Source organism: Actimicrobium sp. CCC2.4 (assembly GCF_034347385.1).
Classification (GTDB): Bacteria; Pseudomonadota; Gammaproteobacteria; order Burkholderiales; family Burkholderiaceae_D; genus Actimicrobium.
Map to the genome: position 1 here is coordinate 2,604,861 of NZ_CP133777.1, position 23,539 is coordinate 2,628,399.

Genomic DNA, 23,539 nt, shown 5'->3' on the forward strand with positions numbered 1-23,539 from the left:
ATTGCTGAAATCTTCGGTAGCCAGATTGATCGCGGCGGTGGCTGACCGGCCCGGACCGACCCGCACCCAGCGCGTGGTGTCGGTGTAATCCTGGGTCGCCAGGCTGACGCCGGCGGTTTGCCACAGGCTGGTGTCGCTGTAGACGGCGGCACTCAGATCGACCCCTCTGACGGACGCGCCGATGTATTTGTAGGACTTCGGCGTGATACCTGTTTTGACCGAGACCGTGTCACCGGCATTGAGCGTGTCGACTATCTGCGTTGACGCGTAACCGGCCCCGACCGGACCGACATAGCGATAGCGCGCACCGATCTCGCCGGCACCGGCACCGGCAAAGCCGATGAAGACGTCGACAGTGGTACCGGTTTGCGGCGTCTGGATGCCGCTGTTGGTGGTGTAGGTGGCAGCGGCATCGGTACCGAGATACTGATAGCGGGTGCCGATATCGCCACCGCCCGTGTGGGCCGGATCGACATCGACGGTCTGATCGCGACGGACTTCCTGCAAGCCGTCGCCGGTGCCGAAAGTGGCGTGCGAGCTCGACACCAGAATCGGTAACTGGTTGTCGGCACCCAGCACGATGCGGCGACTATTCGCGCCGTCATGGATGGTCGCGCTGGTCGTGCTGATGTTGTCGGTGTCGGCACGCGCACCGGCACCGGCCAGCACGCCGCCACTACCGGCCACCGTATTGGCGACGTTGTTGTCATTACCCAGCGCGGTGATCCGCAAGCTGGCACCGGCAAGGCTGACGCCGCTGCCCAGGTACGCGGTCGTGACGGTATTTGATTCGGCTTTGCTGCCGGCACTGCCGGCAGCAATCAGGCCACCGACGGCGCTGAGCGCCTCGGCGTTTTGCTGCGACCGGCTGTTGGCCGTGACGCTGGTGGCACCACGGATGACCAGCGTGGCGTTGTCGGCGACGTAACTGCTGACGCTCGATGGACGTAGGCTGTTGCCATTGCCGGCATGGGAATAGGTCGACGCAACGCCGATCAGCGCACCGCTTGATGCTCTGGCATAGGCCTTGGCAGAATCATCGCTGCCGGCTAACAATTGCGCGGCGCTGACCGTCAGCGTGCCGGTCGTGATGCTGCCGCCGGCATGGGCCGTGACGGTTGGGGCGACGCTGGCATCGGCCGACGAGATACCGACGGCGATACCGCCGACGGCAATCCCGAAGGCATTGGCGATCGCCTTGGGCGTGGCACTGGCCGTGACCGTGACCGCGTTGCTGGTGACGATGCTGTGCAGCGCGGACCCGGCGGCGGCATCGACGACCGAGCCGACCGTGGCGTTGGCAACTGCGCCGCCGGCAGCCAGTAAGCCCCCGGCCGCAGAGTAGGCACTGGCAGTGGCCTTGTCACTGGCATGCGCCGTGACGATCAGGTCCTGCGCACCAGTGATATTGCCGTCGACATGCGCGCTGACTGCGCTGGCGGCGCTGGCGTTGGCAGTGCTCACGCCGATCGACACCAGGCCGCCGGCCACGCCGACCGTCTTGCTTTCAGCGGAACCGGTCGCCGTGGCTGACAACGTGATCTTGCCCTTGGCCGATAGGATGGCGGCGCTGCCGACGCGCACTTCCAGCGTCGGCCTGACGGTCGAGGTGGCGCTCGCGCCCGCACCGGCACCGCCGATGGCGACGGCCACTGCCGTGGCGATGGCCTCGGTGAAAACGGTATCGCTGGCAGTACTGGCAAGGTCGATGGCGCCATTGGTCGAGCTCACTGTGGCACTGTCGATCGTCGCACTCACGCTGCTGGAGACCGTGTTGCTGGACAGCGAGACGCCGATCGAGGCACCGCCAACCGAGCCGGCGAGCGCACCGGCACCCACACGCGCCGTGATGCTGGCGGCTTCATTGGCGCTCAACGCAATCCGGCCATCTGCCGTGGCGCTGCCGCCCCGTATGAAACTGGCGATGGTGCTGTGGACGGTATTGAACGAATTGGCACCGGCACCGGCGAACGAAGCACCGTCGGCACCGGCTGCGATGGACACTGCAGCGGCCACGGAGAGGGCCACGATCTCGGCCGAGGCACTGGTCGACAGCCCAATCTCGCCGGCCGAACTCAGCACCGCATTGTCACTGTACGCGCGCACGGTGTTGCCGATATCGTTCTTGGCGATGGCCACGCCGATAGACATGGCCTTGGCGTCGGCACCACTGGCAATCGAGACCGCCGCGGCGATGGTCTTGGCATGGATGCTGCCGGCATCGGTGGCACCCAGACTGATCTTGCCGCTGCCACTGGTGGTGATGACCGAGCCGCCACTGACGAAGGCTTCGACCGTATTGGTCAGTGTGCCGGTGGCCGAGCCGCCGGCACCCGCCGCCGCCGTGCCACTGCCACCGGCTGCAATAGCGATCGCACCACCGAACGACAGCGTATCGATGCTGGCTGTTTCGCTGGCAGCGAGAACGATATCGTGGTTTTGCGCAGTCGCGGTCGATGCGGTGATGCTGGCACGGACCGTGTTGCCGATGGTGTTGGTGGCCGTCGCGAAACCGATCGCGCCGGCTGCGGCGACCCCGCCACCGGCGATACTGATGGCGACGCCACCCGCATTGGACAGGATAGTCGAGGTATCGGTGGCGGTCAGGGTCAGGGTGCCGCCATTGGCGCGCACGCCTTTGCCGCCAGCGCTGCTGTTACTGATCGTTGCCAGGACCTGGTTGCCGATCGTGTTCCCGGAAGTCGCGCCTGCTGCTGCGACGGCACCGGCGACCACGCCAGCTCCGACGGCCAATGCACCGCCAAGGCTGAAGCTCTGGATGGTCGCGTTTTCGGTGGCTGTCAGACTGACTGCGCCACTCGAGATGACGGTCGCCGCATCGATCTTCGCCTCAACGAGATCGTGGATCGTATTTTCGGCAATCGCCACACCCAGCGATACGGCACCACCGACCATGCCGGCACCGAGCGCCAGACTGACACCGCCGGCATCAGCCTTGATGGCAGCGCTGTCGGTTGCAGACAGCACGACGCCGCCACTGACCATGGTGCTGACAATGCTGCCATTGCCGATCACGGCGCTGACGCTGTTGCCGATCGTGTTGCCGGAGTAAGCACCGGCGGCGCCGATACTCACACCGCCACCGCCACCCGCCGCACCCGCCAACGCGCCGCCTATCGACAGCGCCTTGATGACAGCAGTTTCATCGGCACTGACAGTGATGGCGCCTCTGGTGGCCGTCACGCTGGCGCTGTCGATGCTTGCCAGCACGGTGTCGGCAATGTCATTGATCGCGACCGAAACGCCGATCGAGGCGGCCACGCCATCACCGGCCACCACGGCCAATGCCAGCGCCCCGGCACCGGCCAGGATTTTCGCGTTATCGGTAGCCACCAGCTCGATCGCACCCGAGGCCTCGATACCCCTGCCGTTGGCGGCAAGGCTGTTGCGGATGCTGGCCGAGACATTGTTCTTGACGGTATTGCCGGAGCCGGAACCCGCAAACGAGCCGCTCAGACCCGAGCCGCCCGAGCCGACGCTGAGCGCCACGCCGATGGTCAGCGCTTCGATGACGGCCTGTTCATTGGCGCTCAATTTCACACCGCCGGCCGAGGTGACCTTGGCGTTGTCGATGCTGGTAGTGGTGGTATTTTCAATCTCGTTAGACGCGACTGAGACACCGGCGGCCAGCGCCGGTCCGCTCTTGGCCAGCGCGATGCCGATACCACCGGCCAGCACGCGGATCGTGGCGTCATCGCTGGCATGCAGATAAACACTGTCGGCGGCGGTGCCGGTCGTGCTGATCGCACTGGCATTGAGGATACGGGCGTCGGTGGTATTGCGGATGCGATTGATCGAGATGGCGCCACCGAGCGCGAAGTTGCCCGAACCGGCACCGGCGACGGTGATGTTATTGATCTGGGCGTTGTAAGTCGCGCCGACGTCGACGGTGCCGGCGCTGATGCTGCCGGTGACGTTCTCGATCGAGGCGCGCACCACGTTGTTGGTGCGGGAAGTCGGATCGTTGGGGTCACCGCCCAGATAGTTGTACGACACCGACGCACCGATCGCGCCGGATGCAGCGGACGCACCGATGCCCGAAATCGCAATCGCACCGGCCAGCGAACTGATGGTCGAATGGTCTGATGCGGTTACGCCGAGTTTGCCGGCCGCATTGATGCCATTGAGTGCGCCGATGTTGGATACTTTTGCAGTGACGCTGTTGCGGATGAAGTTCAAGGCGACCGAACCGGCACCGGCCACCGCGCCGGCACCGGCACCGCTGACCGCCATCGCGGCAATCTGCACGTCCAGTCCGGCAGGCAGGCTGGTCGGCTTGGCAAAAGTGGCGTCGACCGTGATGTCGCCGGTCGTGGTGCGCACGACAGAACTGTCGATCAGGGCGCTGATGGTGTCCTGCACGCTATTGACGGCAAACGCAAAACCAACCGCAAAACTGCCGCCGAAGCTGGCGCTGATATTGCCGGCCAGCGTGGCAATCGAGGCGGTGTCTTTGGCCAGGACAGCGACATCGCTGCCGGCGACGACGGTCGAGCCGGAGACGATGCCGGCATCGATACGGTTGCCGATCAGGTTGACTGCAAACGAGCCGCTGAGCGCAGCACTGTCGCCCGAGATTGCGCCACCAATAACGACGTTGATGATGCGGGCCGCTTCTTCGGCGCTGACAATGACATCGCCGGAGAGCGCGCTGACCTTGGCCGCCGTGATGTTGGCGGAGATGAGGTTGGCGATGTCGTTGACGCCAAGCGAAGCACCTACCGCCGCGCCGCTGAACGAAATGCCCAATGCGCCTGTGCCCGAGTTGACTTGCGAGACATCGTGCGCCATCACGCGCACGTCGCCGGTCGTCGCGACGACTTCATGCAAGGCACCGGTATTGCTGATGTAAGCGCTGATGTTCATGCGCACGTAATTGAGCGTCACGGCACCCGCGCCGGAGGCCTTCGCACCGCCAGCGCCTGCCAGCGTGACGCTGGTAATTTGCGTACCGACCGACGACGGCAGCGCCAGGTTCACGCCGCCCGCATTGATGGCGCTTTTCTTGATGACCAGGCGATGGTCAAATCCGCTGCCTGCCGAGGTCAGGAAAATGGCCTTGGCCGTGGTGGCCATTGCATCGGCATAGCTTGACGCCAGACGTACATGGTTGGCATCGACATTGATGACGAAATAAGTCGCGCCATCGATCAGCCCGCCAATGGCGGCATTGCCGGTCGCGCCCGTGCGATAGACCAGTGCGTCGCCGCTGTGCAGGCCATGCGCAGTCAGCAGGACCGTGTCGCCCAGTGCCTCGGCCAGTTTCACGGCAGATGCGTTAAAGATTTTTGCCTGTGCGCCAAGGTTGGCTGTTTGCTTGAAGTCGACGCCGACGATGCCGTTGCTGGTCAGCGTAATGGCTGTCCCCGCCGTGGCATCCGCCGCGGTGGCAGCGAGCTTGATGGTGCTGGCATCGACGCGAATGACATAAAACTGCGCGCGCGGATCGCTACCGAGTCCTCCGGGACGTTGCCCTGCCGTGACGCTGTAAGTGATCAGGTCCCCGGTGTTATAGCCGTGTGCGTTCTTGAAGTGAATGCTGCTGGTGGCGGTGTCCACGTTATCGACCGCAGCGGCCGGACCAGCGACGGTGACTGTCTGGTTGAACTTACTATTGGCGGTGCCGTCGCTGGTCAGCGTAATGGCTGTCCCCGCCGTGGGTGTCCACGCCTTGGCATCAGCGAAGGTGGCAGCGAGCATGATGGTGCTGGCATCGACACGAATGACATAAAACTGTGCGAGCGGATCGCTACCGAGTCCTCCGGGACGTTCCCCTTCCGTGACGTCGTAGGTGACCAGGTCCCCGGTGTTGTAGCCGTGTTCGTTCTTGAAGTGAATGCTGCTGGTGGCGATGTCCACGTTATCGACCGCGGCGGCCTTGCCAGCGACGGTGGCGGTGAGGGAATGATCTGCGCCGCTGTCCTTCGCGCTCAGCGCGATGGCGTTCCCGCCCAGTGCATCGGCGTGCGTGGCGGCGAGCTTGAGGGTGGTGGCATCGATGCGGATGACATAAAACTTCGTCAGCGCGTTGCTGCCAAGTCCGCCAAGCCGTGTGCCGGTACCGGCGCTGTAAGTGACCTCGTCGCCGGTATTGTAGCCATGCGCACTACCAAACTTGATGGTGCTGGCGGTGGTGTTCACGTCCGTGGCTGGCGCGATGGTCTTGATGCCGTCCACCAGCGGATTCGATTCCAGCGTGGCCGATGGATCATCGAAACCCGCCAGCACCAGCACGCTGCCGTCGGCTTTCACGGTCGACGCGTCAATGTAGGCCACGACGCTGGCCGGGATGACCAGCGTCAAGCCCGCTATCGAGACCGACTTGCTGCCTGCGGCTGCGGTTGCAGGCGCATCGGCCAGGCTGATCCGGTTCGGATCGGCGGCGTTACTCACCGCACCGACGTAGTTATAAGCGACCATCGCGCCGATGGCCGATCCTTGTCCCGATGCCGCTATCGACAGGGCTGCCGAGTACAAGGTGGCGGCCTCGCTGGCCGTCACGGTGACGTCGCCGTTGGCCGTGACGATGGCTTGATTGCTGATATGGGCATCGACGGCGTCGGCAATCGAATTGATCGAAAAGCCGCCGGCGCCGGCCGTGCCGCTGGCACCACTGCCAGCGATACCGACGCCGATCAGCAGTGCCGTCGAACGGGCCAGCAGGGTCACCGATGCGTCACTGTCGACAATGGCGTTGTTGATATAAGCCGTAATCCCGTTGCTGACACGGTTCCAGCCGAGCGACAGGCCGAGCGCGCCGCCTTGCAGCGAGACGCCCACACCACCCACCACTGAAACGATCGTCGACTTGTCGAGCGCATCGAGGGCGATGAGGCCGTTGGCGTGAATATTGGATCCGCTGCTGATGTGGGCATCCGTCGCATTGGTGATGATGTTCGCGCCAAAGGATGCGGAAGCCGCCGTGTTGGTGGCACCGGCCAAGGAGGCGGCGATGCCGATGATGCTGGCGTTTTCATGGGCAGTGACGGCCACCGTGCCGCTGGTCACCAGGGCCGAATTTTCGATCGACGCTGTGGTGTGATTGCCGACCACATTGACGCTGGCGGCTATTCCGAAAGCGCTGCCGCGACCGAGCGCAAAACCACCGGTGAAAGCAAAGATATCGGTGCCGTCGGTGGCGGCAACGTCGATGACACCGCTCGACGACGTACCGGTGCTGCTGTTGAGGATGCCGGCCGTGATCTCGTTGCTGACGATGTTGACGGCCAAGGTACCGCCGAGGGCCACGCCTTTGCCACCCGCACCGCCGGCGGCAATCCCGAGCGAAGCCGCGACCGAAACGATCGTGGCATCCGAACCGGCATGTACCGACAGGCCGCCCACCTTGACAAGATGCGCGTCATCAATGGTCGAGGTGATGTCGTTGTCGATCAGCGTAAAGCCGAGTCCGATGCCGTAACCACCCTTGCCGCCATAAGCGACCGCGCCGGCCACGCTAACGAGGTCCGCATCATCCCGGGCGTCGAGTTTTATTAAGCCGGCAACGCTGCCGTCCATTTTATGCACCCAGGTGCGCGTGGTGTTGGTGGTGGCAGTCACGGCGAGCGATCCGGCCACGGCGCTGCCCGTCGCGCCAACCGCCCCGCCGATACCGGCAGCCAGCGAGACGATCGAACCGCTGCGTTTTGCCTCGAGCGTGACCGTGTTCGCCGACAGGCTGGTGACACCATCAATGAAAGCTTCGGTCGTGCCCTTTGAAAAATTGAAACCGAACGCGCCGGCGACAGCGGTAGCATCCTTGTCCGGCGTCGAGGTTTTGGCAAACGAGGCCGAGCCGGCCAGCGACGCGATCAGGGTCGTGTCGAGCGCAGTGAGCTTCAGGTCCTGTACCGTCAGCGTGCCGAGTTGATGCATATAGGCGCTTGCATTGCCGGTCAACAGATTGAGCGTGACCGCGCCGGATACCGCGGTGCTGCCTTTGGCCTCGGCCGGTTTATCCGGCATGTCAGCGCCGGCGGACACGGCCTTGTCCAGATTGCCGCTGAGTTCCTTCATTGCGGCACCCCATTGCCCCTGAAATACGATCAGGTTTGCATCCCCTTGCGGTGTGCCATCGGAGCCCCCGGTGCCGCCGGTGCCGCCGGCAGGCGGCTTTTTCTCAACCGCCGGTTTGCTCGATGCACTGGCACCGGCGGCAGCAAGGCTGCCGACAAAGCCGATATTTTTAGCAGTGATGTCGACCGATCCGCCGGCGTTAAAACTGCCGGGCGTACCGACCACGATGGCATCCATGTCGTTGCCGACAAGGGCTTCGGTATGACGGGTCACGACATTGGTGGCCAGCGAAATCCCGACCCCGGTATTCTCTCCGCTAGCGACCGCGCCGGCGACGGCAAACGCATAGGTTTTGTCGAGTGCGTCGACAGTGACACTGCCAACGACGTCGATGATCGCGCCATTATCAATCTGTGCGACGGTGGTGTTGTCCACCAGGTTCACAACCAGTACGCCGTTGCCGGCGGTGGCACCACCGCTGCTGCCGGACGCGCCCAGCACGATCGCCATCACGCTAGTGCTGGCGGTCACATCGAGCTTGTCTGCGTACAGCTTGACACTGTCTTCGATCTTGGCGTTGACCGCATTCTGATAAACATAGAAACCCGCCGACGCGCCGACCGAGGTACCGCCGCTGGCCGCCTCGACTCCGCCGCCGGGACCGTTGGGGCTCACTTGCAAGTTGAAGGTTTTTTCCTTGTTAAAATTCAGACCGGGCACACCGGGAACTTTGATATTGCCAACCAGGTTAACTGTTTGCGCGATGCTTTCGGCATGTACCAGGACCTTTTGGTTACCGGTACGCTTCAGTGGATCCGAATCCTGGTTCACCTTTGCGCCACTGGCAATGACCGCATTCGCCGTATGGTTCATCACCAGCGTCGTGAACGAGATCGCGCCCGCCTTGACCTGGCCGGAGGCAGTGGTATTGGTCCAGGTGTCGATCAGGTGATCATTCAGCCCCAGGTTATTGTTGAGGTAGCCACCAATACCCGATATCAGGTTCTTGGCCGCAGCCGTTGCAGGTTTGCCGAGGTCTTCCCATACGCTTGAATCAGAGAAGTCGGTCGTGCTGAGGTTGGCTCCGCTCAGTGGCTCCACATCCTTGAATTTGTAGCGACTGCCAACATCGCCACCGGCGGTATGGCCGGTGACGATGTCGACGGTTTCACCAGTGCCAACGCGAACCGGCGCGGTCGCGTTGCTCTGGAACGTGGCCGGTGCCTGGTCGGCGCTGAACTGCTTGACCAGTTCGATGCCCCACGCCGATTCTGGAAGGATCTGGCTGTGCGTCAGTGCATTGACGCTCAGTTTGCCGATGGCATCGACAGTGGCATCGCCGGCGATACGCGCATCGGTAACGTTGTTGTAGATCCCGATGGAAAACGCCAGCGATAAGCCCAGGTCGGCCACTTTTTGCGCCGCCTTGGTGGTTTCATTTTTGGTCGATGAGCTGGCAGAGATATCCGGCCGCATCTCGATATTGGCAGTGACATTGATGTCGCCGCCGGCACTGACGACGGCGTTGTCAGGACTATCCGCGCCGTCGCCGATGCGTGCCGTTACGCTGTTGGTGTTGAGCACGAATGCGATTGCGCCGCCGATATCGGACGTGTTCGTGTCCGGCGAATCGATCAGTTTTTTCAGGCCATCGAAACGTTTGAGAAAGTTGATGAAACCACCCTTGGCACCTGCTATGAATGACAATTTAGCTGAGACGGCACTCACTGCACTGCCCTTCGCGTCATCGATCAGGTTGCCATTGGCCGGATCGCCAACGGTGCTGCTGGCACCGGTGCCGCTGAGATATCTGTTGATCCGCAATCCGGGAACGAGGGTGCTGGTGATGACCTCTTGCTTGTGTGTTGCTTTTACTGTGATGGTGCCGTCTGCATTCGCCACCTTGCTATCTAGCGAGGCATTGGTTTTGGTATTAGAAACATTCACTGCGAACGCCACTGCCAACTTGCCGTCCGGGCCGGCAAATGCCTGCGCCAGCGTCCGGTTGCGATCAATGGTGTCCGCGACAATCGACAGGTAGCCTCCGCTCGTCAGGGTTGAGGTACTGGTGGCGCTTGCAATCGACTGCGAGTTCTCGATGCTCACCGCAATAGATACTGCGCGGCCGGTGAAGGTGTCCGGTTTTACCAGCACATTCAATGTGTTGTCAGCCGTCGAGTGCAGACTGATCGAGCCGGTCGCGCGGATTGTTCCGGCAACGCTGACGATGGCCGTAGTATCAATAATCCCCACCCCGACACCAACCAAGAGCGCCGTCGGGCTAGGGCTGGCAATGTTTTTGGCGGTCGCTTCGGCCGTGAAATTATGGGCGGTGATGATGCTCGTTGCATCAATCGTGATGCTGGCCCTGGCTGTCGACATCGAAACACCGGCCATCAGCGAAGCGTTGGACAGTGCGCCCAGTAAGCCATTGGCCGTATCCACCAGCAGCTTATCGAATTCCTTGCTGCCCGAGTTAGGCGAATCGACGTCAAAGCGTATCGCCGAGGCCGTCGCCAACATGGCGACGTTCCTCCCCGCAATCGTCGAATTGACTATGGTGATATCGGCTGCATTGAAGTCAATATCCGCAAAACCGAGTCCGGCAGACAGAGCGTTGGTAAGGTCTGCCGCTGTGATGCTGATGTCACCATTTTCGGCAGCGGACTTAACTTTTCCTTCAGCGTCATATTCAACATAGCCGAGGGCAAGCAGCTTGGCATTAGTGAGATTGATGTGCTCGCCGCGCAGTGTGATGTTGCCTGCAGCTTCGTGAGGCCCGGCAAGGCCGCTGGTATCGATCGTGTAGCCATTGAGATTGATCGTGTCGTATTCGAATGACACGTTGGTTCCGTTTGCAACGAAGTTACGGTCGAAATTGAGGGTGTCGCCGTTCCCGCCCTTGAACGTGGTTTCGTTAATATTCGATGGCTGGGTAATGGTGACCCGCGCAAGATCTGCAGCGGTAACAGAGCCGGTCCCGAGCTGGTAAAGCTTGTTGAACAACCCGCCACCGTCACTGACCGTGACGCGATCGGTCAGCGCGAGATTGCTGACATCGACGTAAAACACGTCATTACCGGACCCACCCTTGAGCACGTCCAGGCCGCCTTCGCTGAACAGCGTGGCGCGACCGGTGAACGCCGAAGCGTCCAGCGTGTTGGCGCTAATACCACCATGCAGGACGGCAATCGTGATGCCGGTCAGGGTATCGACTTCGACGTCGTTTTGTGTCGAGATGGTCAACTTGCTGTTGGTCAAAACCATGTCAGCGTCGCGCGTCTCCAGCAGCGTGTCGGTGCTGTCACCGATGATGAAGTCGTCACCACTTCCGCCGGTGAAGGTATCTGCACCGGTCGTGCCGGTCAACCTGTCATTAGCAGCGCCGCCGTCTAGCGTGACAGCATTGAGGCCGGTCACATTGACATCGTCGGATGCGCCTGAAAAGCCGCTTGCGTCGATCACGTTATTGTCACTGCCGCCCGTCAGGATCGCCCGCTCGAAGCCGTCGATGGTATCGACCTCGATATCCATGGTCAGGGTGGCCCGGGTCAGGACGATGCTGGTGGCATTTCTTGTTTCGGAGACGGTATCAATGAAACCGCCGTCGCCACCATGGAGGATGTCGTCGCCGGCACCGCCGGTGAGGATGTCGCTTCCCTCGCCGCCGTCGAGGGTGTCGTTACCGGTGCCGCCTATAAGGACGTCGTCACCAGCACCGCCGTTGAGGATAACTGCGTGCCCGAAGCCGGAAGCGTCGATCAGGTTGTTGCTTCTGCCGCCTGTCAGCCTGGCAGACTGGATGCTGGTGAGCATTGAGTACGCCACTGCGCCGGTGACGGTTTGCGTGACGGCGACGCTACCGCCCACCAGCGCCGGAGTCGCCGATAGCGCACCGACATCGATGCCGCCAAGGTTTCCGGTGAACGTGACGATCCACGGACCAGTATCAGCAGGCTTCTTGACCACGACATCGCTGTCGCCGATAGCGGCCAGCCCGGTTAGTGCGGTGCGTACTTCCAATGCACTGGCATCAAAACGGATCGCCTTCGTGCGTTCGCCGTTCAGGGTCAGGGTGAACGTGCCGTCGGAGACAGTCCCGGTCAAACTGATGGTCTGGACCGAACTGACACCCTGCCCCATGTCGAGTCGGGTTGCGGTCAGCACCAAACGACTGTCGGATTGTTCGACCAGCGTGTTGAGCGTGCCGCCGCCGCCGTTGATGCTGTCGATACCACCACCGCCAGTGAGGATGTCGTTACCGGCACCACCCGTCAGGGTGTCGTTGCCAAGACCGCCGATGAGGGTGCCGCCAAGCGTGCCGCCAATCAGGATGTCGTTACCCGCACCACCATCGAGCGTGACGGTGATGCTGGTCGTCGCTGACGCATCCAGCGTATTGGCACTCGCACCACCGGTCAGGATGGCCTTGCTGATGCCGGTCAGCGTGTCGGTATCGGCCCCATCGAACAGCGTCGTATTGGTGAGCGTGAAACTGACATCGCGTGATTCGACCAGCGTATCGATGCCACCGCCGCCAGTGATGATGTCGGCACCCGCGCCGCCTGTAAGCAGGTTATTACCTGCATTGCCGGTGATGCGGTCGTTGAAAGCCGACCCGATGACGTGGTCGAAGTTACTGATGCTGGTAAAACCGCTGCCCGTACCGAGAGACAGGTCAACCGCGATAGCGCTTGCGTACGCCGAATAATCGACCGTATCGGCTTGCGTGCCACCGGTGAGGATCTGGAAATTTTCGAAGGCGAAGTAGCCACCGATGTTGCCCTTACCTGCTGCCGTGATACTCCACAGATTATCTTCATCGGCACCGACCAGCGTACTGGTCTTGCCCGTCACAGTTGTGCCGATCACCTTGGTGAGATTGACGACCCCACCCGTCGCCGTGGCGAAACCGGTGTTCAGATTGACGAGCACGTTGCCGGCATAACCGGCGTAATCGAGCACGTTGCTGCCGCCAACCGTACCGGTGAGGGTACCGGTCAGCGCGCCGGCAAACGTAAAGGTATTGACGCCGATACCGCCGATGAGATTTTCGATGCCGGTGGCTGACACCGTATTGGCCGTGCCGGAGCCGTAGCTGACGGTAACGCTACCGCCGCCGTTGATCGTGAAATGCAAATCCTGTGTGACCAGCGAAAAGTCGAGCGTGTCGGTGCCGGACGAACCGGTGACGGTGTCGTGCGCAAAATCATCGGCGAACTTATAGCTGTCGTTGCCGCCACCGCCGGTGATCACGTCGTTGGCGAGCGTGCCGATGAGGACATCGTCGCCCGAGGTCCCGGTCAATGCATCGAGCACGTACGCATACGCATCAAGCCGGATGGTGCTGGTATCGATGGTGCCCGTGGCGTATTCGAGCGTCCAGTCGCCACCGAGCGCGGCACTACCGGTCAGGTCGGTCGAGGCGGCCACGTCGGCACCGGTCAGGCGCGCCAGACTTTGCACGAAGTTGATGCCGTAGCTGCCCTGGCCGACATCGCACCCGTACAGCAGGATATCGCTGCCGGCGTGCAGCGCCCGGCCCCAGCTGGCGATGGATTGCTGGTACTGGTCGAGGTTGCTGCCATCGAGCTGGGTGCTGCCAAGTCGCAAGCTGCCGCTACCGCCATGCGACAGGATTTGTACGGCATCGAGACCCTGATCCTTGTAGGCGCCCAGAATGGCGGTGATCTGTTCGACGCCATCAAAGCGCGCATCGAGCATGACCAGATCGACATCGCCGCGATGCACCACTTGCAGAGACGGACCTGTGGTGGCTGGCGTTGCCGATGCCGATGCCGATGCCGGTTCCTTGGCATTGGCAGCGCCCGGCGCGAGCGCATCGAGCACGCCGTTGATCAGCGTGGCCACATGCGGAATCGCTGCATCGACGATGACCAGCTGGCTGCCGGCCGGACGCGATTGCAGGTAAGCGGCAAAGTCGGAGACCGCAATCGTGACACCCGGCAGCGCGGCACTGGCATCGGTCAGCGTGGCCTGCACCGCGTGCGCGGCCGGCGGGGTTTGCACCGCCATCGACAACACCACCGGTCCGGGCTGGTTGATCAGCAATGGCGCATCCAGCACGGCTTGCTGCACCGGCGGCGGCGGCACCACCAGGTCCGCTGACAGCAAAAAACGCTGTTCGAGTGCTTCGAACAGCGTTTTGCGCGGCATCGACGGGCGGGGAGCCCCTGAACGCCGAAGTGAACGTGCGACGCGACCGGTCAGTGCTGCCAGATTTTTCGTTGCCATGCCAACTCCCGTGATTCCGTTTTTCGTCTGCATTGCAGCCCGTGGTCGAGCGGCTGCGCGCAGTCAGTTACCTTGCAGTAGCCTTAATTACCGGCTGCCCTGCCGACTTGCTCCAGATCGACTTCGCTGAGCGTGCCGGCCGCTTGCTTGAGGCGCAGCGCATTGAGCTGGAAGTCGTAGCGCGACTGCGCTGCATCCCGCCGTGCGGCGTACAGATCGCGCTCGGCATCGAGCACGCCCAGCAGCGTCGAGACGCCTGCCTTGTAGCCTTCTTCTTTCAGGTGCTGCGCGCTCTCGAAGGCAATCACTGACTTGTCGAGTGCCCGTACCCGCACCATGCCGCTGACCACGCCGCGATAGGCGGCACGGGTCTGGCGCTCGACCTGGCGTCGATCGCGCTCCAGATCCTGCAAGGCGGTATCGAGATGCTTGACGGCCTGCCCGGTCTGGGCCGAGGTGGCACCGCCTTCGTAAATCGGGATGTTCAGGCGCACGGCGACATCGTTGGTATTGACGCTGCTGCCGCCGCCAAACAGGCTGCCGCCGGTGGTGCGCTGGTTGCGCGAGATCGCCAGGTCGACGGTCGGGTAATAGCCGGCCTTGCGCTTGGCGATTTCCTGACGCGCTACCTCGACGGCTTGCAGGCGCGCTTCCAGCAGCAGGTTTTTTCGAGCGCGGACATCACCCAGGCATCGGCATCGAGCGGGTCCGGCGAAGTCATGCGAATTGCTACCGGCAAGGGCATCAGGTCGGCTGTGACGGTGCCGGTCATTTCGCGCAGGGCCTGGACCTTGTCGGCCAGGTCGTTGCCGGCCGCGATGACATCGGATTCCTTAAGTGCGTTGCGGGCCTGGGCGTCATACAGGTTGGCCTTGATGGCCTGGCCGCTGGAGTATTTGGTGCTTGCCAGGTCGAGCTGGCGCTTGATCGATTCATTTTCGCTGCGCGCAAATGCCAGCGCATCGCCGGCCGCCAGCACGGCCATGTAGGCGGTGGCGGTGCGCAGGATCAGGTCTTGCTCGGCAGCGGCGTAGGCGGCGGCGGCCTGTTTTTCGGTGGATTCGGATTGCTTCCAGTTGCGCCACGAGGCCAGCCGGAAAATCGGCTGCGTGATCGACAGCGTCTTATCATTGGTCGGATACGACGCGCTGCCGGTGGCGAACACGGCGTTGTCGCTACTGAGGATGTTTTGCGAGGTGTTCGTGCGCCCGTACTGGAAACCGATATTGGGCAGCAGCGCCGCCCGCGCTTCCTTGACCGCAAAGCCGGTCGCTTCGAATTCGGATCGCATCGCCAGGAACTTGGGGTCATTGTTGCGCGAGAGCGCATAGATGTCGGTCAGGTTTTCGGCCAACGCCGGTCCGGCGGAGACGCAACCCAGCAAGGCAAGAACGAGGAGCGGCTTCAATTGGGGCAAGGTGCTAGGGGTCATGGTACTTTTCTCGCGTGACGGAGTGAGTGAGCGGTCTTTTCGGAGGGCATTGCCAAGTACAACAGCTGCACCATCGAGCGCTAAGCATGAGCGACTGACTGTGCGGTAAGAAAGTGCGGCGAGTATGAAACGCTGTGAACTAATACACAACAGAAATGTTGCCTAAAATTTAATTGAAATAAAGAAAACTTAATACCCACCAATAATTGCCTCCCGTTTGCAGGAAATCGTCATGAATATGGATCGTTGGGGCGTGCACTGGTCGCATCGCCGCGTACTTTTGCGTTTTGCGCGCGGCAATAACGGAGTCGCTATTGCACTGCAATACGCGGCCGTCAGGCAACTCGCCCGCCGGCTGGACCATGCCGTGCTCGCCTATGAACACACCCACGGCACGCTCTGGTGCGAACAGCACCGGTCACATGGACAACGGTCCGACTTTTTCCTGGATGGCGCGGAGTTGCTGGCTGGCGATGGCGCGAGTCGCCGTTGTTATCAACTGGTGCGCAATCTGCCGTTGAGCGGCTTCGAGCGCTCGTTCAAGATGCGTGCCGGCCAACTCATCAGCAGACGTTTTCTGGTGGGCTTGCCGGTCGCTGCGATGGCGGCTGCGGATGTCGATTTCCTCGCGTCGCGGCTGGAGGCGCCAGCGCCGTATCGGGCGGCAATCGGTGCGGCGCTGGCGCAAGCGCAGTACCTGCATGTCGGTTTCGAGCCGGATGACGGGCACGCCACCTGCAAGCTATATCTGGAATTTGCGGACGGGAACAGGGATCGCCAGCCACTTTACGTCGGCTACAAATGGGATCCGGCGGATGCGCAGCAACGGGCCATCTCGCACTACGTGTCTGCGCCTTTGCCGGACACGCTGGCACTGGCCGACGATGTCGCACGCACGGGGCTGGAGGACATCATCGCGCTGGCGACGCGCCGGGTGCCGCGGTCGGCGCTACGGTATGTGGATGTGACGGACCTTGATACGCAGCGCGTGTCGTTTGATATCAACCTGTATCCGGCCGGGCTGCGGGTGCGCGACGTGCAGCCGGTACTGCTGGCGATGCAGCGATATTTTTCGATTCCGGAAAAAGAGATGGCAGCGCTGATCGCGCGCACGGCCGACGCGGTGGTCGGCCATGTTGCCGGCGGCACGGATCGCCACGGACGTGCGTTCGTGACGATTTACCACGCCCATCCGGCGTCGCTGATGGCGGCCTGAGCCGGACGGTTTAATGCACGACGTCGCTGGTCACCGCCGGCATGATGGCTGGTGCATCAGTGCGACGTGCATCCAGACGTCTGGCCAGGCGGGCCACATTGCTCAGCGACAGCAGATGGGCATAAATCCAGCCCATGTAACCGCACCGCACCAGCTCCAGCGTGCTGGCATCATCAAGCGCATTGAGCTTGGCTTCATCGACAACCCACAAGCCTTCGAGGGTCTGCTTCTTGCCGTCACGTTCTATCGTGATGACCTTCGAAGTCAGCACACCAAGTTCGGCCAGCCGCGCCGCAAAAAGACTGGTGCGCTTCATTTCGCTATGGAACAGGCGCAGGAATTCGATGACGTTGGCGAGGTAATCGGTTTGACCGCCCTCGGCGGCAAACAGCGCCTGGCCGTCTTCGTCATTGAGGCCACTGTAGGCTTCATCGACGCACACGGTCAGCGTTTCGGCGTCATCGGTACCGGCCAGCACGAACGGATAACGGCGGATGAAGGCAGGGATATAGGTGCTGGTTTCCCAGTTGCCGGCGTCGGACACCATCAAATTTTGCTTGTCGCCGAGGCCCACCAGGGCTGCCAGTGTGAAGGGTCCCCCTTCCTTGCCGACAAATACGATCGGGTAATCCCGCGCCGCTTCGACAAACTCGCTGCCAGCCAGCAGCACTGAATTGGTATTGGTGGCAAAAGAAAAGTGATCCGGCTTTAGCTGGATCTTGAGGTTCTGGTGGCGTTCGCGATTGAGTGCGACGGCGCGCTCGTAAAAAATCATGGTGGTCATGGATATCTTTCAGGCGGCAGTACGGTGAGACGGCACGATGCAGAAACCCGCAGTAGTGAATGTAAAGCCGCTCGATTATAGGGCGATAAGTCTGCACGGCATTATTTTTTTGACATCACCTGACCAGCTGTCGCACCGCACTACCGGTGTGGCTAATGTATTGGCCGATGCCGGCATCTGGTATCCTTTTCGCCCGGCGGCTTGCCCGTCCCGACGATCTTCCTGAACTGAACCTATCCCCCATGGCTGTCGAATCAAACGCTGTTGATCCCAAAAAAATCCTGGACGCCCCCAAGGACAACCACACGCCGATGATGGTCCAATACCTGCGCCTGAAGGCCGATCATCCTGCCATCCTGCTGTTTTACCGGATGGGCGATTTTTACGAATTGTTTTTTGACGATGCGGTCAAGGCGGCGCGTCTGCTCGGTATCACGCTGACCCAGCGCGGCAATTCGAACGGCGTGCCGATCAAGATGTGCGGCGTGCCCTTCCATGCCGCTGACCAGTATCTGGCCAAGCTGGTCCGGCTCGGTGAATCGGTCGCACTGTGTGAACAGATCGGCGACCCGGCCACCAGCAAGGGACCGGTCGAACGCAAGGTGGTGCGGGTGATTACGCCGGGCACGCTGAGCGACGCCGACCTGCTGCCGGAAAAATCCGAGCGCTGTCTGCTGGCGCTGTCCATCGTCAACCAGCGCAAGAGCATCACGGTCGGACTGGCGTGGCTGTCGATGGCCAGCGGCGCGCTGCGCATGATGGAGTTCGTCAGCGATGCCAAGAACCTTGACACCCGGCTCAGGCAGGAAATCGAGCGCATCGCGCCGGCCGAAATCCTGATCTCCGATGGTACTGATGACTGGCTCAATGACGCCGCGCTGACCGCACGCACGCCGGTACCGCACTGGCATTTTGATGCGGCCAACGGCCACAAGGCGCTGCTCGAACAGCTCGGCCTGGCAACGTTGCAAGGTCATGGGATAGACGACCATAGCGCCGTCAGTGGCGCGGCAGGTGCCTTGCTGTGGTACGCGCAATCGACCCAAGGCAAGGGCTTGCAGCATGTGCGCACGCTGACTGTCGAGAACGAAAACGAATTCATCGGACTCGATGCCTCGACCCGGCGCAACCTCGAGCTGACCGAAACCATCCGCGGACAGGATGCCAGCGCAGCGGCACCGACGCTGTTTTCGCTGCTGGACCATTGCCGCACGACGATGGGCTCGCGGTTGCTGCGCCACTGGCTGCATCACGCCCGGCGCGACCAGCAGGTGGCGCGCAACCGTCACGCGGCGATCGATGCCCTGATCCGTTCGGACCAGGCCGCCGACCTGCATCGCACGCTGGGTGCGGTGCCGGATATCGAACGCATCACGACCCGTATTGCGCTGCTGTCGGCCCGTCCGCGCGACCTGGCCGGCGTGCGTGGCGGCTTGCAGCAATTGCCGGCACTGCGCGAGAGCCTCCTCGCTTGCCAGCGCACGGAGCCGGTGGCGCTGCTGCAATCGATACACGATGCGATGGCTACGCCAAGCGCTTGCCTGGATCTGATCGAGCGCGCCATCGCGCCCGAACCGGCGGCGATGGTGCGCGATGGTGGCGTGATTGCGCGCGGCTTTGATGCGGCGCTCGATGAATTGCGTAGCCTGTCGGAAAACGCCGGCCAGTATCTGGTCGATCTCGAGACCCGCGAACGGGCCCGCACCGGCATCGCCAATCTGCGCGTCGAGTACAACAAGGTGCATGGCTTTTACATCGAAGTGACGCACGGTCAGACCGACAAGGTGCCCGATGATTACCGCCGTCGCCAGACCCTCAAAAACGCCGAGCGCTACATCACGCCGGAACTGAAAGCCTTCGAGGACAAGGCGCTGTCGGCACAGGACCGCGCCCTGTCGCGCGAAAAAATCCTGTACGAACAGCTGCTGCTGGACCTCGCACCGCACATCGGCACGCTGCAGGAAATCGCCCGCGCGCTGGCACAGCTCGATACGTTGGCGGCACTGGCCGACCATGCCAAGCGCCATGACTGGTGCGCACCGCAGCTGGTGGCCGAACCGGCGATCAGCATCCTGCAAGGTCGCCATCCGGTGGTCGAAAACATGATCGAGCGCTTCATCGCCAACGATTGCCTGCTCGACGACGAACATCGCCTGCTGCTGATCACCGGTCCCAACATGGGCGGCAAATCCACCTACATGCGCCAGGTCGCCCTGATCACGCTGCTCGCTTACGTCGGCAGCTATGTGCCGGCCGCCAGCGCGACGATCGGGCCGATCGACCGCATCTTCACGCGCATCGGTGCGGCCGATGATCTGGCCGGTGGTCGTTCGACCTTCATGGTCGAGATGACCGAGTCGGCCGCCATCCTCAATGGCGCCACCGCGCAGTCGCTGGTGCTGATGGATGAAGTCGGACGCGGCACCTCGACCTTCGACGGACTCGCGCTGGCCTGGGCCATCGCGCGCCATCTGATCGATACGACCCGCAGCTTCACGCTGTTTGCGACCCACTACTTCGAACTGACGCAACTGCCGGATGTGCACGCCAGCGCGACCAATGTCCATTTGTCGGCCATCGAGCACAAGGACCGCATCGTGTTCCTGCATGCGGTTCAGGAAGGACCGGCCTCGCAAAGTTACGGTTTGCAGGTGGCACAACTGGCCGGCGTGCCGCAACCGGTGATCCGGGCTGCGCGCAAGCATCTGGCGCTGCTGGAAGCGCAATCAGTGCAATCGACACCGCAGTTCGATCTGTTTGCTGCGGCTCCACCTGTCGATCTGCCAGCCACGGCGGAGCCGGACTTGCTGCGCGATGCGCTAGAGCAGATCGATCCGGACAGCCTGACACCGCGCGATGCGCTGGCACAGCTGTACGAACTCAAGCGCCTGGCCGGCAACGCGCTGCCGTGAGATGCCAACTCACTGGCCTGCTGCTAGGCTTCGCGCTGATCGCGCCGGTGCAAGCCGCCGGCGACAGCTTCCGTATCGCCGTCCTCGCAACGATCGGTGACAACGCGCTAGAACGGGCCATCGCCGACACCGATGACGACAACCTCGCCTTCGTTGTCGTCAATGGCATCAAGGCAGCCGATGCGGCGTGCAGCGATGCGGTTTACCTGGAGCGCAAGATCCTGCTGGACTCAGCCAAGAACGGCGTGATCCTGTCGATGGCCGGATCGGACTGGACGGCGTGCCGCAACACGGCCGGACAGTCGATCGCGATGGAGCGCCTGACGCGCTTGCGCGATCTGTTTTTTACGGGTGAATTTTCATTCGGTGCCAGCAGGATTCCGCTGCTGCGCCAGTCCGGCACCCCCAAGTTTCGCAGCTATGCCGAGAACGCCCATTGGGAAGTCGGCACCATCCAGTTCGCGACCATCAATCTGCCGGCTGACAATAATCATTTTCTGGCAGCGGCCGGACGCAACAGCGAGTTTGAAGACCGGCAGATTGCCAATCACGCGTGGCTGCAGCGACTCATCGCCAATGCCACGCATCGCAAGCTCGCCGCGCTGGTTTTGTTTTGTGACGGCAACCTGATGCTGCCGAAAAAGAATCCGCCACCAAGGGACGGGTTTGCCCAATTGCGCGGCCAGCTGACACAGCTCGCCGCAGGCTACCCGGGCAAGGTCTTGCTGGTCCATGACGGTGCCGGCGCTACCGGCGATATTCGCTGGCGTGACAAGGTCGGCACGCTGGCCGTCGGAGCCGCCGGGGTCCGCCTGACCATCGCGCCGGACGGGCCGGCCCTGTTTGTTGTCAGCGATGGCGCAGATCGCAGCGGCAATAAAAAAGCCGCCGTCACGATCAAGTGACGACGGCTTTGACTGGTCCCGGTAGGATCAGTGGATAGGATGGCTGCGGAACTGGTCGCCTGATTCATCATCCGGTTCGTCGTGATGATGGCCGTGGTCACCATGCACATGACCATGAACGATTTCTTCATCGGTGGCAGCGCGCACTTCACTGACCTTCAGCGCGAATCGCAGTGCCATGCCGGCGAGCGGGTGATTGCCGTCGAGGACGACCTTGTCATCAGCGATATCGGTAACAGTAAAGATCACCGAATCATCATCTTCGCCGCCGTCGGGCAAGCCTTCAAATTGCATGCCGACTTCGAGTGGTGTCGGCAGACGGTCACGCGGCTCGACCTTGACCAGGGCGGGATCGTACTCACCAAAGGCATCGTCCGGTTCGACTTGCAGGTTAGTCTCGAAACCGGTGTCCTTGCCATCGAGCGCTTCTTCGATTTTTGGCAGCGTGTTTTCGTAACCCCCGTGCAGATACACCATCGGATCCCGGCTTTCTTCGATCAGGTTGCCCTGGGCGTCCGACAACGTGTAATGGACCGTCACTACGGTATTTTTGGCAATGATCATCATGCATCCTTTCGTTTGGGAGTTTGCCGGATTATACCTGCCCGAATCACGCCGGGTCAGCCCTGGCGACAAAATCAGCTGCATTCGAGACAACCCGGTTTGCCCCGCCAGCTATAATGCGGGCATGAAAAAACGCACACTCCTGGGTGATCTGACACCCGCACAATTCCTCAAGGATTACTGGCACAAAAAACCGTGCGTGATCCGTCAGGCGCTTCCCGGCTTCGGCCCCTTACTGGAGCGCGACGCCCTCTTCGAGATGGCCGCACGCGAGGACGTCGAATCGCGCCTCGTGACCCAGTTCAAGCAAAAGTGGGAGATGCAGTCCGGCCCGCAAACCGCCCTGCCCGCCCTGACCAAGAAGAACTGGACGCTGCTGGTACAAGGCGTCAATTTGCACGACGATGCCGCCGACGCGCTGCTGCGCCAATTCAATTTCCTGCCGGATGCCCGCCTTGATGATCTGATGATCAGCTATGCCAGCGATAACGGCGGAGTCGGTCCGCATTTCGATTCGTATGATGTTTTCCTGCTGCAGGCACAAGGCACGCGGCGCTGGCGCATCGGTGCCCAGACCGATCTGACCCTGCAGCAAGGCGTGCCACTCAAGATCCTCAAGCATTTCGCACCAACCGAAGAGTTCGACCTGGAACCCGGCGACATGCTGTATCTGCCACCGCACTACGCCCACGAGGGTGTCGCTATCGGTGAATGCATGACCTACTCGATCGGCTTTCGCGCACCGTCTTTCCAGGAACTTGGTGAAGCCTTCCTGACCTTCATGACGGATTCGATCGACCTGCCAGGCCGATATGCCGATCCGGCCCTGACAGCGACGACGCGTCCTGCCGAAATCAGCAGCGCGATGCTGGCGCAAGTATCGGCCGAACTCAACAAGGTCCAGTTCACCAAGGACGACATCGCGATCTTCCTTGGTGAATATCTGTCCGAGCCAAAGGCCAGCGTGTTTTTTGAAGGCCCCAAACGTCCGCTGACACTGGACAAGTTCATGGCTCTGGCCGGCAAGCGCGGGGTCGCACTGTCCCGCAAGACGCAAATGCTGTATCGCGGCGAATTGATCTTTATTAACGGCGAATCGTTTGAAGTCGACGCTGCCGATAAGGCCTTGCTCAGCGTGCTGGCCGACAGTCGCGTGCTGTCCGCTGTACTGACCGCGACTGCGTCACAGGACGTCGCCGAAGCGCTGCACGACTGGTACCGGCAAGGCTGGTTGAACGTGATCAAATAGATACTTCCGGGCAGTCTATTTATTAGTTTTTTAGTAACACCTGCTGTTGCAAAGAGTTACTTACCATTAAGCAAAGGATACGTGCCGTGACGCACAAAAAGCCGCTATAATCGGCCGCTTAGAAAAAACCTTTCTGGCGTCCACTGCGCGGTTGGCTCGGATTCTTTGTTGGCTATTTCTATAGA

Annotated in this window: 9 protein-coding genes (1 of these 9 running past the window's edge); 4 read left to right on the forward strand and 5 right to left on the reverse strand. The window is 61.7% G+C overall.

Annotated features, from left to right (window positions below; all coding sequences use genetic code 11):
• The 3 genes from RHM62_RS11945 to RHM62_RS11955 form a co-directional block, all read right to left on the reverse strand.
• A protein-coding gene (locus tag RHM62_RS11945) for a DUF4347 domain-containing protein (RefSeq protein ID WP_322122318.1) crosses the window boundary here: on the reverse strand, positions 1-14,292 show its 5' portion. 12,543 nt of this gene lie to the left of the window's left edge; 14,292 of the gene's 26,835 nt are visible here — the first part of the coding sequence; its start codon is at positions 14,290-14,292; its stop codon lies off the left edge, out of view.
• 83 nt (positions 14,293-14,375) lie between these two features.
• A complete protein-coding gene (locus tag RHM62_RS11950) occupies positions 14,376-14,981 on the reverse strand; it encodes a TolC family protein (RefSeq protein WP_322125400.1) in 606 nt (201 codons plus the stop codon).
• Positions 14,918-15,724, reverse strand: coding sequence for a TolC family protein (locus RHM62_RS11955; protein ID WP_322122319.1), 807 nt, complete (start codon positions 15,722-15,724; stop codon positions 14,918-14,920). The genes RHM62_RS11950 and RHM62_RS11955 overlap by 64 nt, the downstream gene beginning before the upstream one ends.
• 232 nt (positions 15,725-15,956) lie before the next feature.
• Here RHM62_RS11955 and RHM62_RS11960 point away from each other — a divergent pair, with 232 nt between their 5' ends.
• Positions 15,957-16,940, forward strand: a complete 984-nt coding sequence (locus RHM62_RS11960; protein WP_322122320.1) for a hypothetical protein — start codon at positions 15,957-15,959, stop codon at positions 16,938-16,940.
• Between the two features lie 10 nt (positions 16,941-16,950).
• On the opposite strand, the gene RHM62_RS11965 is transcribed toward RHM62_RS11960, so the two are convergent.
• Positions 16,951-17,724: a SapC family protein gene (locus RHM62_RS11965; RefSeq protein ID WP_322122321.1), complete on the reverse strand. Its 774-nt coding sequence runs from the start codon at positions 17,722-17,724 to the stop codon at positions 16,951-16,953.
• A gap of 242 nt (positions 17,725-17,966) precedes the next feature.
• On the opposite strand from RHM62_RS11965, the gene mutS reads away from it, so the two are divergent.
• Complete coding sequence (gene mutS, locus RHM62_RS11970) at positions 17,967-20,636, forward strand: DNA mismatch repair protein MutS (RefSeq protein WP_322122322.1); 2,670 nt, start codon at positions 17,967-17,969, stop codon at positions 20,634-20,636.
• Positions 20,633-21,541 (forward strand): hypothetical protein, encoded by a 909-nt coding sequence (locus RHM62_RS11975; RefSeq protein WP_322122323.1) that lies wholly within the window; start codon positions 20,633-20,635, stop codon positions 21,539-21,541. Before mutS ends, RHM62_RS11975 begins: the two co-directional genes overlap by 4 nt.
• A gap of 27 nt (positions 21,542-21,568) precedes the next feature.
• Here RHM62_RS11975 and RHM62_RS11980 read toward each other — a convergent pair whose 3' ends face one another.
• Positions 21,569-22,105, reverse strand: a complete 537-nt coding sequence (locus RHM62_RS11980; protein ID WP_009665549.1) for an FKBP-type peptidyl-prolyl cis-trans isomerase — start codon at positions 22,103-22,105, stop codon at positions 21,569-21,571.
• 124 nt (positions 22,106-22,229) lie between these two features.
• On the opposite strand from RHM62_RS11980, the gene RHM62_RS11985 reads away from it, so the two are divergent.
• Entirely contained in the window at positions 22,230-23,354 is a 1,125-nt protein-coding gene (locus tag RHM62_RS11985; protein WP_322122324.1) for a cupin domain-containing protein, read from the forward strand.
• Positions 23,355-23,539: the final 185 nt, after the last annotated feature.

Bases quoted from the DNA above. Each gene is read 5' to 3' on its own strand.
- mutS (WP_322122322.1), top strand. From the start codon at position 17,967: ATGGCTGTCGAATCAAACGCTGTTGATCCCAAAAAAATCCTGGACGCC.
- RHM62_RS11955 (WP_322122319.1), bottom strand. From the start codon at position 15,724: ATGACCCCTAGCACCTTGCCCCAATTGAAGCCGCTCCTCGTTCTTGCC.
- RHM62_RS11960 (WP_322122320.1), top strand. From the start codon at position 15,957: ATGAATATGGATCGTTGGGGCGTGCACTGGTCGCATCGCCGCGTACTT.
- RHM62_RS11985 (WP_322122324.1), top strand. From the start codon at position 22,230: ATGAAAAAACGCACACTCCTGGGTGATCTGACACCCGCACAATTCCTC.
- RHM62_RS11965 (WP_322122321.1), bottom strand. From the start codon at position 17,724: ATGACCACCATGATTTTTTACGAGCGCGCCGTCGCACTCAATCGCGAA.
- RHM62_RS11980 (WP_009665549.1), bottom strand. From the start codon at position 22,105: ATGATCATTGCCAAAAATACCGTAGTGACGGTCCATTACACGTTGTCG.